The 12415-nt window shown below is 67.5% G+C and carries 11 protein-coding genes; 7 read left to right on the top strand and 4 right to left on the bottom strand.

Going from position 1 to position 12415, the window contains the following annotated elements; all coding sequences use genetic code 11:
• Window positions 1–83 precede the first annotated feature (83 nt).
• Together AXW84_RS17510 and AXW84_RS17505 are read left to right on the top strand one after the other, a co-directional pair.
• Window positions 84–590, top strand: coding sequence for a DUF4442 domain-containing protein (locus AXW84_RS17510; RefSeq protein WP_068236202.1), 507 nt, complete (start codon window positions 84–86; stop codon window positions 588–590).
• A gap of 25 nt (window positions 591–615) precedes the next feature.
• Entirely contained in the window at window positions 616–2217 is a 1602-nt protein-coding gene (locus AXW84_RS17505; protein WP_236943157.1) for an amidase family protein, read from the top strand.
• A gap of 11 nt (window positions 2218–2228) precedes the next feature.
• Here AXW84_RS17505 and AXW84_RS17500 read toward each other — a convergent pair whose 3' ends face one another.
• The 4 genes from AXW84_RS17500 to AXW84_RS17485 all read right to left on the bottom strand — a co-directional run bounded on the left by AXW84_RS17500 (window position 2229) and on the right by AXW84_RS17485 (window position 6475).
• Window positions 2229–2561: a hypothetical protein gene (locus AXW84_RS17500; RefSeq protein ID WP_068236196.1), complete on the bottom strand. Its 333-nt coding sequence runs from the start codon at window positions 2559–2561 to the stop codon at window positions 2229–2231.
• Window positions 2562–2792: 231 nt separating this feature from the next.
• Entirely contained in the window at window positions 2793–3890 is a 1098-nt protein-coding gene (locus tag AXW84_RS17495; protein ID WP_068239636.1) for an alpha/beta fold hydrolase, read from the bottom strand.
• A 121-nt stretch (window positions 3891–4011) separates the two neighbouring features.
• Window positions 4012–5553: a DNA integrity scanning protein DisA nucleotide-binding domain protein gene (locus AXW84_RS17490; RefSeq protein WP_068236194.1), complete on the bottom strand. Its 1542-nt coding sequence runs from the start codon at window positions 5551–5553 to the stop codon at window positions 4012–4014.
• Between the two features lie 97 nt (window positions 5554–5650).
• On the bottom strand, window positions 5651–6475 hold the full coding sequence (locus AXW84_RS17485) for an energy transducer TonB (protein WP_162268274.1): 825 nt from the start codon (window positions 6473–6475) through the stop codon (window positions 5651–5653).
• Window positions 6476–6679: 204 nt separating this feature from the next.
• Between AXW84_RS17485 and AXW84_RS17480 the strand changes: the two genes are divergently transcribed.
• From AXW84_RS17480 to AXW84_RS17460, 5 genes are all read left to right on the top strand, one after another.
• On the top strand, window positions 6680–7636 hold the full coding sequence (locus tag AXW84_RS17480; RefSeq protein WP_068236187.1) for a bestrophin family protein: 957 nt from the start codon (window positions 6680–6682) through the stop codon (window positions 7634–7636).
• Window positions 7637–7714: 78 nt separating this feature from the next.
• Window positions 7715–8260: a VCBS repeat-containing protein gene (locus AXW84_RS17475; RefSeq protein WP_157887096.1), complete on the top strand. Its 546-nt coding sequence runs from the start codon at window positions 7715–7717 to the stop codon at window positions 8258–8260.
• An 82-nt stretch (window positions 8261–8342) separates the two neighbouring features.
• The gene (locus AXW84_RS17470; RefSeq protein WP_068236181.1) at window positions 8343–10484 is read left to right on the top strand and encodes an FUSC family membrane protein; all 2142 of its coding nucleotides are present in this window, start codon (window positions 8343–8345) and stop codon (window positions 10482–10484) included.
• Window positions 10485–10544: 60 nt separating this feature from the next.
• On the top strand, window positions 10545–10913 hold the full coding sequence (locus tag AXW84_RS17465; protein WP_068236178.1) for a VOC family protein: 369 nt from the start codon (window positions 10545–10547) through the stop codon (window positions 10911–10913).
• Between the two features lie 186 nt (window positions 10914–11099).
• On the top strand, window positions 11100–12410 hold the full coding sequence (locus AXW84_RS17460; RefSeq protein ID WP_071892234.1) for an MFS transporter: 1311 nt from the start codon (window positions 11100–11102) through the stop codon (window positions 12408–12410).
• Window positions 12411–12415: the final 5 nt, after the last annotated feature.

Raw genomic sequence — 12415 nt, 5'->3', positions numbered from 1 at the left:
ACTTGTGATTTTCGTGCTCTTATCTTTTATCCCCAAAATCTTCACATCTCCGCATTTCTCACATCTTCCACATTCTTCTCGCCATGCCCGAACCCACCGTTTCCACTGATGCCCCGCAGGCGGCTGCTTTCCGCCGCCAGGTGCTCAGCCCGGCCAAGCTGCGGCTGTTCATGCTGCGCAAATTACCGATGGCCTGGCTGGCCGGCCTGCGCCTGCGCGCGCTGACGCCGACGCAGGCCACGGTTACCATCCGGTATAAATACCTTACCCAGAACCCGTTTCGCAGCATCTACTTCGCCTGCCTGGCCATGGCGGGCGAGCTGGCCGGCGGCATGCAGGCCATGATGCACGTGCAAGCCGGGGCCCCCGTGTCGATGCTGGTGACGGGCCTGACGGCCGAATTCACTAAAAAAGCCACGGGTCTGGTGGCCTTCACCTGCCCCGACGGGGCCGCCATTGCCCGGGCCGTGGCCGAGAGCCGCGCCACCGGCGAAGGCCGCACCGTAGTGTGCACCAGCACCGGCGTTGACGAAGCTGGCGATGTGGTGGCGGTGTTCCGCGTCACGTGGTCGTTCCGCGCCAAGCGCTAATTTTCTCCGCCTGATTTCCTCCCCCATGATGACGCTATTCAAGTCCGGCCGGCTCTTTTTGCTGGTTCTATTCGGCGCGGTGCTGGGCAGCGGCTGCGAGCAAGCTGCCCAGCCAAAAGCCCAGGCCAAGGCCCCGCGCTTTGAGGTGGCCGAAGCCTCGATTGCCGACGTGCAAGGGGCCCTAAAGCGGGGCGACTGCAACTGCGAGCAGCTCGTGCGGGCGTACCAGGCCCGCATTGCCGCCTACGACCAGCCCACCAAGCTCAACGCCATTGTCGTAACGAACCCCGCCGCGCTGGCCGCCGCCAAGGAGCTAGATGCCGAATACCGCCGCACCGGCAAGCTGCGGCCGTTGCACTGCATTCCGCTGATTGTGAAGGATAACTACAACACGGCCGGCCTGCAAACCGCGGCCGGCTCGCTGGCCCTCAAGGGCTTCGCGCCCGCCACCGATGCCACGGTGGTGCGGGCCCTGAAAGCGGCCGGGGCCATCGTGCTGGCCAAGTCCAACATGGCCGAGTGGGCCTTCAGCCCGATGGTGACCATCAGCTCGCTGGCGGGCGAAACCCGCAACCCCTACAACCTGGCGCACGTGCCGGCGGGCTCCAGCGGGGGCACGGCGGCGGCCGTGGCGGCCAGCTTCGGCACGGCGGGCCTGGGCACCGACACCGGCAACTCCATCCGGGGCCCCTCGTCGCACAACGCCCTAGTCGGGTTTCGGCCCACGCTGGGGCTGGTGAGCCGCGCCGGCATCGTGCCGCTGTACCTGCGCAACGACACCGGGGGCCCCATGGCCCGCTCCGTGGCCGACGCCACCCGCCTGCTCGAAGTGATGGCCGGCCCCGACCCGGCCGACCCGCTCACGGCCTACAGCGCCGGCAAGGTGCCGGCCGGCGGCTACCAGCAATTCTTAATCAAAGACGGACTTAAGGGGGCCCGCATCGGCGTGCTGCGCACCCTAAGCGAGCGTAACCCCGACCTGCAGGTGAAGGCCGTGTTCGAGCAGGCCGTGGCCGACCTGCGCCGGGCCGGGGCCGTGGTGGTAGACGTAGAAATTCCGGACTTCGCCCAAGTCAGCAAAGGCCAGTGGGCCTCGGTGTTCAAGCACGACGTGAACGCCTACCTGGCTGCCCAGGGCCCCGGCGTGCCCGTGAAAAACATTGACGAGGTGCTGGCCTCGGGCAAGTACGCGGCCTACATCAAGGAAAACCTGCAAGACGAGCTGGCCCACGGCGTGAGCCCCGCGGCCAGCACCGCCGGCCGCGGCGAGGCCTACACCGACCCGCGCCGCATCGCCTTCCGCCGCGCCGTGACGGCCGTGATGGACCGCTACAAAGTAGGGGCCCTGGTGTACCCCACCTGGAACAACCCGCCCGCCAAAGTGGGCGACTTCCAGGGCTACCGCGGCGACAACAGCCAGCTCATTGCCCCGCACACCGGCCAGCCGGCCTTCACCGTGCCCATGGGCTTTACCTACGACCACCTGCCGGCCGGCCTCCAGTTCCTGGGCCGCTCGTTCGACGAGCCGACGCTGATAAAATACGCCTACGCCTACGAGCAGGCCACGCACCACCGCCGGGCCCCGGTGCGGTTTCCGGCGCTGCCCGCGGCGGGAGTGGGCAAGTAAAAGGTGCCGGCCTATTTGCCCGGATTTTGCAGCAGTTGCAGCAGTTGGTCGAGCTTGCTATTAGTTTCGGCTTGGCCAGTTTTAAGGCCGGTAATGTCGCCCTTTATTTCGGTCACATCGGTTTTGAGGCCGGTGATATCGGCTTTCATTTCGGCCATATCTGCCTTCATTACTAATTGTTCCCGCAATAGGAAAGTAATATTGTCACCCTGTTGAATTACTGCTGCATTTAGTTGAACAACGTTGTTATTCAGCTGCTTGAGCTGGCTGGTGTGCCGATCCAAGATGGTGATGGTTTCGACGAGCAGTGGTTCGAGTTGGTTGAAGCGGTCGTCGGCGGTCATAGGGAAAGAGGCCTGTTTTGGGGCAGTAGGTCAAATTTAAGCGCGAATTTTTTAGAACTCCACTCGCTAGCTAAGGCAGGAGATGGCTCAGACTGCCGCGGCGACAACAGCCAGTTTACCGTCCCATTCACTGGCTAGCCGGTTTGCAACCTGCCCAGGGGCCTCACCTTACGACCACCGGCCGGCGCGGCCGGTGGCAGTGGGCAAGTAGGGGCCTGGCGTGCTGATGGCCTACAGCTTGGGCTTTTCAGTCAGGGCCAGCAGTTCCTGTAAGTAGCTGCCCCAGATGGCGGGGTTAGAGTGCGTGCCGTGGCCGGTGGTGAGGTCGGTGATGGGCAGCAGGATGTAGCGGCCCTTGGCTACTTTTTTGATTTCGGTGTCCAGGATGCCCAGCTCGGGCGGGTTCACCTGGTCGTCGGCCGAATTGATGGCGAACAGCGGCGCCTTGATGGCGGCCAGGTGCGGGGCCGGGTTGTAGTCGCGGGAGGCGTCGAACTGGTAGATGAAGTCGTTGGCGTCCAGCGCGGCGTAGAGGTTGGCTTCGGTTTTGGCCAGGGCGGCTTCGGCCAGGGCGCGGGTGGGGGCCAGCCGTTGCATCTGCTTGGGGCTGCTGGTCATGAAGATGAGCGACGACGCGGCCCCGGCGAGGCCCGTTTTGGGCTCGGTGGTGTAGGCCCCGCCCTTCCACTCGGGGTCCATTTCAATCATATCGATGGCCATTTTGCGCAGCATGCGGTTGCGGCCCGCAATCTCGACGGGCAGGCTGGCCAGGGGCAGCAGGGCATCCATGAAGCCGGGGTACTGGTAGCCCCACACCCAGGTTTCCATGCCGCCCATCGACGTGCCCATCACCAGGCGCAGGTGGGCCACGCCCAGCTTTTCGGTCAGCAGCCGGTAGTTGGCCAGCACCATGTCGTCGTAGGTGTACTTCGGGAACTGCATCCGCAGCCCGTTGCTGGGCTTGCTGGACTTGCCGTGGCCGATGGCGTCGGGCAGGATGACGTAGTACTTGGCCGCGTCCAGCGGCTGCCCGGGCCCAAACAGGTGCCCCGCAAATAAGTCGCTCAAAAAGCTGCTGCCTGCGCCCGTAGTGCCGTGCATGATGACCACGGCGTTCGTGACGCGGCCGCTGCGGTCCTTGCGCGGCTGGCCCACGGTGGTGTAGTGCAGGTTCAGCACCGGCAGCGTTTCGCCGCTGGCAAACCGGAACTGGGGCAGCGCGAAGTCGCCTTCTACCGGGGCGGGGTAGTGGGCCTGGGCGTGGCCGGCCATGGGCAGCAGTAGCCAGCCGCAAAGGAGCAGCGCGAGTCGGGCGGTAGAATTAAGCATGAAGGCGGCCGGAATGGTTATGGGAAAAGGCGCCGGCACGACGGCCGGCGCGTTTCCAAATGACGCGCAGAAAAAGCAAACCACCCGCTTGCCCGCACCCAATCCCTGAACTTCCCAGCGCCTACCGCTCTCCGCCCTCGCGCTTCGAGGTCAGCACGTTCACCAGGCCATCCTCGCTCACGACCACGGCCAGGCAGGGGTAGCGCGAGCTTTCGACGTAGCGGAGGGCCGAGTTGTAGCGGGCCCCGCGGCTGCCGTCGCCGCGGCCGCTGGCGGTGCCGTCCAGAATCACGCCGATGGAGTAGCAGTAGCCCTCGGGGTCGAGCAGCACGGCCCCGTCGATGGCCGTGACGAGGCGCGTGATGAGGGGCGTGAGCGGCACGGGCTCCACCAGGGTGCATTGCAGCTTGAGGCGGTCGGCTTCGGCCAGGGCCTCGGTGGTGATGACGAGCAGCGTGCCGTGCTTCTGGCGGCTGGCTTCGAGCACCACGTCCCACAGTTTTTCCACCTTGGGGGCCTCGGTGAGGCCGAAGGTGCGCTTGAGGTCGCGCCGGAAGCTGGCCCGGCTCAGGCGGGTGCGGGGCAGGCCGGGCAGGCCGTAGTGGGTGCGCATGAGCACGTGGCTGGCGTGCTGCAGCTCCCAGGCGTAGTGGGTGATGAAGTTGACGGCGAACAGGTCTTCGCGCGTCGCGTCGTAGTGGCCCACCTGGCGGCCCAGGGCGTACACGTTTTCGCCGTCGGCGAGCAGGTGCACGTCGGGGGCCGTCATTTCCAGCAGCTTGCGCACGGCCCGGTAGTCGGTGAGCGGGGTGGGGCAGGTGAGGGCGAAGATTTCCTCCAGGTTGGGGTGGCGGCGGCGGCCCAGCAGCAGGCGGCCCACGCCTTCGGCCCCCTCGTAGCGCAGGCTGGAGATGGTGTTGCAGGTGTTGAAAAGCTGGGCCACGGCCGGGTCGAGGCCCAGGGCCTGAGCCGGCGTGTCGAGGAAGGAGCGGCCGGCGGCGCGCAGCAATTCTTCGGTTTCGCGGGGGCGGCCCACCACGCCCGCGCCAGGCTCGGGCTCGCTCAGGTTTTTCACGCCCTCCTCGTTGAAGCGGTACAGCGCGGCCATCACCAGCGACGAGGCCAGCGGCCGGCCGTCGGTGTAGAAGCGGTCGGGCAGCAGGCTGGGGTGGGCCCGCAGGGCCTTGCGCTGGAGCCGCAGCACCGTCACGATAAAATGCTCGTTGATGAGCACCGGCCAGCCCGCGAAGTGCACGTGCGACGTATCTGCGTCCAGCGCGTCGAGCACCTCCTGCACGGCCGCGCGCAGGCCCCGGCCCTGCTGCCGCCGCCGCAGGATGGCGGGCGTCAGGTCGTCGCGGTCGAGGTAGCCGCCCTGGGGCACGGAATCTTGCAGGTAGCGGCCCCGCGCCACGGTGCCGGCGAAGTGGTCGGCGGGCAGGGCGCGCTCGTGGGGCTCCAGGCAGCGGGCCGACAGCGTGTGCTCGGCGGGCAGGGCCAGCAGCAGCACCACGGGGCGCAGCTCTTCGTCGAGGGCCCCGAACAGCTCCTCGGCCAGGGCCTGGGCCAGGCGGCGGTAGCGGGCCTGGTACGGCCACACGGGGGGCGCGTCCGTGAGCACGGAAACATCGGAGAGCAGGTCGTCGGTGCTGGAGAGGTACATAAACGAAGGAGAAGAAGCGCAGAACAACCACAACAGCGGCGGCGGCTAAAAAGTCCGGCCCGCCGCCCGCGGGCCGGGCGGCCCCGGGGGCCCGGCCCTACAATTGGAACAAGACGGGCAGCACCATCTTTTGCTTTAAGGGCTTGCCTTGGTACGTGGCCGGCTCCCACCTTGGGGCCGTCCGAATCAGGCGCAGGGCCTCTTCGTCCAGGCCCGAGCCCATCTTTTTGAGGACGCGCGCATCCGTCAGGCTGCCGTCGGCCTGCACGATGAACTCAACCGGCACCTTGCCCTGGATTTTGCGCTGGCGGGCCAGCCTGGGGTACTGCTGGTTTTTCTCGATCCAGGCAAAAAATGCGTCCGTGCCGCCCACTGGGGTAGCGGGCTTATCGGGGGCCACTACGGCCGGCTGGTCGGGGTGGGCCGAAGCGGCGATGTCGGCGGCGTTGGGCGGCGGGGCGGGGGCCCCACCTTTAGCCGGCAGCTGCACGGGGGCGGCCGGGGGCGAGAGCACGAAGCTCACCGGCACCGTCACGCGCTGGCGCACCACCTGGTTGCGGTTTTTGGCAGGCGTCCAGCGGGGCCCGCTCTTGATGAGGCGCACGGCCTCGGCGTCGAGCAGCGGGGCCACGGGCTTGGTCACCGCCACGTTGCTTACCACGCCGGTTTTTTCCACCACGAAACTTACCGGCACGGTGCCCTGCTGGCCCTGCTGCATGGCCGTGGCGGGGTAGCGCTGGTGGTCGGCCAGGAACTGGGCGTAGTGCGCGGTGCCGCCCAGCGGCACGGCCGGCTGGGCCACCGAGTCGTACACCTGGGTGCGGTCGGGCTTGGGGGCGGGGGCCCGCTTTTGGGCGTGGGCGGCGGGGCCAGCGGCCAGGCACAGGGCCACGGCCAAGGCGGGAATCAGGGATGCATTCATGAAGAAATGATGAACTAAAAAGGCGTGCGGCTGGCGCATCACCCCCAAAATACGCTAATTTTGGCCGTTCCGCTGGGACTGTTAGCACCGGCGGTCTTCAGAAAATACCAACGCTGGCCGCTGCTGGGGCCCCCAACTCCGGGCGGGGTTTGGCCGCGGGGACCGGCGGCGGCGTATGTTGGGTTCTCCTTTTTTAATTCATTCATGTACATCCGTACCAATCTTCGCCCCATCCTCATCTGGCGCTTGTCGCGCAACAGCTTGCTGTTCTTTTTTTCCTATAATGTGCTGATTTGCTTCTTGTACGGGCCCCTAAATGTGCACGCGCTTGACATCCCGTGGCAGCCGGTGGCCACGCTGGGTACGGCGGTGGCGTTCTACATTGGCTTCAAAAACAACGGCTCCTACGACCGTTTCTGGGAGGGCCGGCAACTGTGGGGCAGCATCGTGAACACCTCGCGGGTGTGGACGCTGCGGGTGTTCGACTTCGTACAATTTTCGGACGGCTACCCCAACGGGGCCCCGGTGCAAGAGCTGCACCGCCGCCTGGTGTACCGCCAAATTGCCTGGTGCAACGCCCTGCGCCTGCACCTGCGCCGCCAAACCGCCGAGCGCTGGGACGCCGAAGTGGCCCCTTTCCTGCTCGACCCCGACGATTCGGCCGCCCGCTTCGCCGCCAACCCGCCCACCCACCTGCTGCGCCACCAGAGCAAGGAGCTGCTCGACCTCCACCGCACGGGCCTGCTCAGCGAGTTCCGCCAGGTGGCCATGATGCAGACGGTGCAGGATTTGTTCAACTTCCAGGGCGGCTGCGAGCGGATCAAGAACACGCCGTTTCCGCGGCAGTACGCCTACTTCAGCTTCGTGTTTGTGTGGCTGTTTGCGCTGCTGCTGCCGCTGGGCCTGGTGGAAGAATTCGACAGCCGCCTGCCCCTGGGCCAGTACCACGTGTGGCTGATGGTGCCGTTTTCGGTGCTCGTGTCGTGGGTGTTCAACACCATCGAGCTGGTGGGCCACATCAGCGAAAACCCGTTCGACAATACCATGAACGACGTGCCCATGACCAGCATCTGCCGCAGCATCGAAATCGACCTGCGCGAGCTGCTCGCTGAAACCAATCTGCCGCCCAAAGTGGAGCCCGTGGACGACATGCTGTATTAAGATCCTGTTCGAATAGGGCCCGGCCAACCCCGGCCGGGCCCCGACGTAAAAGGTCTTAACGTCTTTTATTGCAAGGCCATGCGCTTCGGGGTTACACTTGTTTTGTTGGGGCTGAGCGGGGCCGTGCCCGCGGATCCGCGCCCGGCTGGGGGCGTGCCCATGCCCGTGCCGGCCGGTGCCGTGAAGGGCGACTTTGACGGCGACGGGGCCCCAGAGCTTGCCTGGGCCGTGCCGCCGCCCTTAACGCCCGGGGGCATGGACTGCGTGGGCGAGTGCCGGTGCTCGGTGCAGTTTTCCAACCCGGCCATCAAGCCCCTGGCGATAGGCAAATACATCGGGGGTGCCCTCACCAACCTGGGCGACCTGAACAACGACGGCAAGGACGACCTCGGGGTGCTGCCGGACTGGTTCACCAGCTGCTGGCGCAGCTACTTGGTGTTCAGCTATGCGCACGGCCGCTGGGCCTACGCGGTGCCGCCCTTTGCCGTGCATTGCAACGAGATGGAAAGCGGGGTGAAGCCCATCGAAAAAGACCCCGCCCACCCGGGCTACGTCATCGAGCGGTACAGCGAGTTTACGGAAGCCGGTATCGTGGTAAAGACCAAATCCGTCGCGGTCAACTAAGCGGGGGTCGAACGGGTTTTGCTAAAATTTGGCCCCGGACCGGGCACCCCGCCGGCCGGCCGGGCCGTACATTGGGCGCACCATGCCCCGTCCGCGCTTCCCCACCCGCCTGCAATACTTTTTCTTCGGGGCCGACTTTTCGAGTGGGCTGCGGACGGCCGTGGCCATCCTGCTGCCAGCGGCGCTGGGGGCCCAGTTCGGGCAGTTTGACCTGGGCCTGACGATGGCCACGGGGGCGGTGTGCGTGAGCGTGCCCGACACGCCGGGCCCCGCCAGCCACCGCCGCAACGGCCAGCTCGCAGCCCTGGCGCTGGTGTTTGCCGTGGCCCTGCTCACGGGCTACGTGGCCCCGGTGCGCTGGCTGCTGGGGCTGGAGGTGGCCCTGCTAAGCTTCGGGCTGAGCATGCTGCTGGTCTGGGGGGCCCGCGCCGGGGCCGTGGGCACGGCCGGCCTGCTGGCGCTGGTGCTCACGCTGGCCCACCCGGCGGCGCGGCCGGCGCAGGTGCTGCCCCACGCGCTGGCCCTGGGCGCGGGCGCCGCCTGGTACGGCCTGCTGGCGCTGGTGCTGAACTGGGTGGGGCCCTACCGGGCGGCCCAGCAGGCGCTGGGCGAGAGCATCCACGCGCTGGCCGGCTACCTCAGCGCCAAGGCCGATTTCTACCGCACCCGCACCGACCTGGCCGACGACTACCGCCGCCTGGTGGCCCGCCAGGTGGCCGTGAGCGACACCCAGGAGGCCGTGCGCGCCGTGCTCTTCCGCAGCCGGCAGGTGGTGAACGAATCCACCAGCACGGGCCGGCGGCTGGTGCTCACCTTTATTGATGTGGTGGACTTGTACGAGCGGGCCACGGCCACGTTCCTCGACTACGAGGCCCTGCGACGCGACTTTGCCACCAGCGGCGCGCTCGACGAAATTGCCCGGCTGCTGCGCGCCCAGGCCGCCGCCCTCGACCGCCTGGGGGCCGCCATTCAGGCCAACCGCGCGCTGAGCGGCCCGCCGCCCGACTTTGCGCCCGCCCTCGATGCCCTTAAGGCCCACCTCGACGCGCTGGGGGCCCAGGACGGGGGGCCCAGTGTGTGGCCGCTCAAAAAAACGCTCGTCACCCTGCGCGACTTCAGCCGCCGCCTGGCCGACATGGGCCGGTACTTCGACGCCGCCGCGGGCCCCGGGGCGGCCCCCGCCGAGCCCGGCCGCGCCGCCCAGCACGTGCAGTTCATCGCCCGCGACGCCTGGAAAGCGGGCGCCTACTGGCAAAGCTTCACCCTGAAATCGGCCGTGTTCCGGCACTCGCTGCGGGTGCTGGTGGCCAGCGTGGTGGCCTTTGCGGTGGCCGAGCTGCTGTGGCACGGGGCCCACAGCTACTGGATTTTGCTCACGGCCACGGTGCTGCTCAAGCCCGGCTTCAGCCTCACGCGGCAGCGCAACGAGCAGCGCGTGCTGGGCACGCTGGGCGGCGGCCTGCTGGGCCTGGCCGTGCTGGCCGCGGTGAGCAGCAACGACGTGCGCTTTGCCGTGCTGGTGGTGTTCGCCATCGTGGCCTACTCGTTTCAGCGCCTGAACTACGTGGTGTTCGTGGTGTTCCTCACGGCCTACCTCATCATCATGTACGGGCTGCTGAAATTTGAGTACCTCGACGTGCTCCAGGAACGCGTAATTGACACGCTCATCGGCTGTGCCATTGCCTTTGGCTGCGGCTACTTCCTGTTTCCGCGTTGGGAGGCTGCCGAGCTGCCCGACCTGATGGCCGCCGTGCTGCGCGCCAACCAGGCCTACTTGCACCAGGTGGCCGCCCGCCTGGCGGCCCCCGCCGGTCCCGCGCCCACCGCCTACCGCCTGGCCCGCAAAACCGCCTACGTGGCCACCGCCAACCTGGCCGCTGCCTTCCAGCGCATGCTCTCCGAACCCAAGCGCACCCACCGCCAGCCCACCGCCGTCTACGAGTTTGTGGTGCTGAACTACACCCTAGCCGCCGGCGCCGCCGCCCTGGCCGCCGCCGACCCAGGGCCCGAGTTCACGCTCGCCACGCGGCGCGCCCTGGTGGGGGCCCAGGGGGCCCTGGCCACCGCCCTGCGCCGCCTGGCCCCCGCCGCCCCCGAACTCGAAGCTACCCCTCCGCCCCCCGCCACCCCGGCCCCCGACGACCCCGCCTGGCGCGAGCAGTTGGCCTTCCTGCAAAAAGTGAGCGGCGACATCAGCAAAGCCGCCGAGGCCGTGGCGCAGTAGGGGCCCTGGAACCCCCGCGCGGTGGCTGCGCTGCCCCTAATGACAATAAATTAACCAGCCATGAACCCCATCCACTTCACCCGCTTCCACCACTTGCTGCTGAGCGTGCCGGTGGGGGCCCTGGCGGCGGCCCGCGCATTTTACGGCGGAGTGCTGGGGCTGCCCGAGGCGCCGGGGCCCCACCCCAAGGCCACCATTTGGTACCTGGTGGGCGGCATCGAGCTGCACATCCAGGAAGACCCCGCCCCGCTGGGGCCCCGCTCGAAGCGCCACCCGGCCTTTGAGGTGGCCGATGCCGGTGGGGCCCGGCGGGCGCTGGAGGCGCAGGGCGTGGCCATCGAGCCCGCGTCGGACCTCGACGGCCGGCAGCGCTTTTTCGTCCGCGACCCATTCGATAACCGCCTGGAAATGCTGCAAATCGTGCCGTAGCGCGCGGCGCTGGTTGCGGCGGCCACGGCCTGTTTCCAGGGCTTTCCGGCGCGGCCCAACCCGTGATTTTGCACCGCTGCCAACCGCTGGCTGGGCGGCACCGCCGGCCGCCACCTGGGGGCCCCCGCGTGGCCGCTAAGCCCGGCCTTAACCATTACCGCCCGCAGCCGTTGTTACCGCACAGTTATGGCAAAAAGTCTGGTGCTGCGGGAGAGCGTGGGGTTGCGCTACTTCACGTTTTTTTACCTGTACGTGATGCAGGGCATTCCCTCGGGGTTTGCCCTGACGGCGGTGTACAACTACCTGGTGGGCAGCGGCCTCACGGCCAAGTCGGTGGGCACGTTCGCCGCCATCGTGGGCCTGCCCTGGACGTTCCAGTTCATCTGGGGCCCCCTGATTGATAAATTTCAATATTCCATCATCGGGCACCGCAAGCAGTGGGTGGTGCTCACGCAGTTGGTGGCGTGCGTGGCCTCGCTCTCGCTGCTGCTCGTGCGCGACCCCGTGGCCCAGCTGGGGCTGATGGGCGGGGTATTTTTCGTGCACAGCGTGTTCGCTTCTATCCAGGACGCCAGCGTGGACGCCATCGCCATTTCGGTGGTGCCGCCGGCCGAGCGCGGCCGCGTGAATGCCTTCATGCGCGGCGGCTACCTACTGGGTTGGGCCGTGGGCGGCGCAGTGCTGGCCTACGTGCTGCACCACGGCGGCTTCCGGCCGGCGGCGCTGGTGCAATCGGCCACGCTGCTGGTGCTCACGGTGTTGACCTTTTTCATCAAGCTCGACCGGGCCGACCGCCTGCTGCCCACCTTCGGGCGGGCGGGGCGCGCCGCTGCCCGGGCCCACGCCGCTGCCTTGCACGACGACGAGGAAAACCCGTCGTTGCGCTGGCTTTTTGCCGAGCTGTGGCGCGCCATGGTGGAACGCTACAGCCTGCGGGCGTTCGGCATCATCTTCCTGGCGTACCTGGCCAGCTACGTATTTGGCTACGCCTACAACTACCACCTCATCCATTCCCTGCACTGGGCCGACGCCGACGTGTCCATCCTGCAAGGCAGTTGGGGCAGCGCCGCGGCGTTTGTACTATTGCTGGGCGGGGGCGTGCTGGTGGACCGCCTCGGCACCGCCCGGCTGCAGTACTGGGTGATGGCGGGCTACGCTTTTTTCCTGCTCGTGTTCGGGGCCCTGGCGCCGTTCTGGCACGTGCGGGCCGTGGGCTTCACGGGCCTGGTGCTGATGAACGTGGCCGACCCGCTGCTGAGCGTGGCCGCCATGCCGGCCCTGATGGCCTTCTGCCGCCCCAAAATCGAAGGCTCCCAGTTCACCACCTACATGGCCCTCGTGAACCTGTGCGGCGTGGCCAGCAGCTACCTCAACGGCTGGCTCTTGGAAATCGCCTCCGCGCCCGTCATCGGCCTGGCCTGCGGCGGGCTAATGCTGGGCCTCGTGGTGGCCCAGCGCCGCCTGCGGCCCCAGCCGCAGCTGGTAGCGCAAGGGTAGGGGCC

The organism is Hymenobacter sp. PAMC 26628, from assembly GCF_001562275.1.
GTDB lineage: Bacteria > Bacteroidota > Bacteroidia > Cytophagales > Hymenobacteraceae > Hymenobacter.
Note: the sequence above shows the minus strand (reverse complement) of the source record. Positions and strands in the feature narration are given on the sequence as shown.

Coding starts and splice junctions, on each gene's coding strand:
- AXW84_RS17510 (WP_068236202.1), top strand. CDS start 84: ATGCCCGAACCCACCGTTTCCACTGATGCCCCGCAGGCGGCTGCTTTC.
- AXW84_RS17505 (WP_236943157.1), top strand. CDS start 616: ATGATGACGCTATTCAAGTCCGGCCGGCTCTTTTTGCTGGTTCTATTC.
- AXW84_RS17500 (WP_068236196.1), bottom strand. CDS start 2,561: ATGACCGCCGACGACCGCTTCAACCAACTCGAACCACTGCTCGTCGAA.
- AXW84_RS17495 (WP_068239636.1), bottom strand. CDS start 3,890: ATGCTTAATTCTACCGCCCGACTCGCGCTGCTCCTTTGCGGCTGGCTA.
- AXW84_RS17490 (WP_068236194.1), bottom strand. CDS start 5,553: ATGTACCTCTCCAGCACCGACGACCTGCTCTCCGATGTTTCCGTGCTC.
- AXW84_RS17485 (WP_162268274.1), bottom strand. CDS start 6,475: ATGAATGCATCCCTGATTCCCGCCTTGGCCGTGGCCCTGTGCCTGGCC.
- AXW84_RS17480 (WP_068236187.1), top strand. CDS start 6,680: ATGTACATCCGTACCAATCTTCGCCCCATCCTCATCTGGCGCTTGTCG.
- AXW84_RS17475 (WP_157887096.1), top strand. CDS start 7,715: ATGCGCTTCGGGGTTACACTTGTTTTGTTGGGGCTGAGCGGGGCCGTG.
- AXW84_RS17470 (WP_068236181.1), top strand. CDS start 8,343: ATGCCCCGTCCGCGCTTCCCCACCCGCCTGCAATACTTTTTCTTCGGG.
- AXW84_RS17465 (WP_068236178.1), top strand. CDS start 10,545: ATGAACCCCATCCACTTCACCCGCTTCCACCACTTGCTGCTGAGCGTG.
- AXW84_RS17460 (WP_071892234.1), top strand. CDS start 11,100: ATGGCAAAAAGTCTGGTGCTGCGGGAGAGCGTGGGGTTGCGCTACTTC.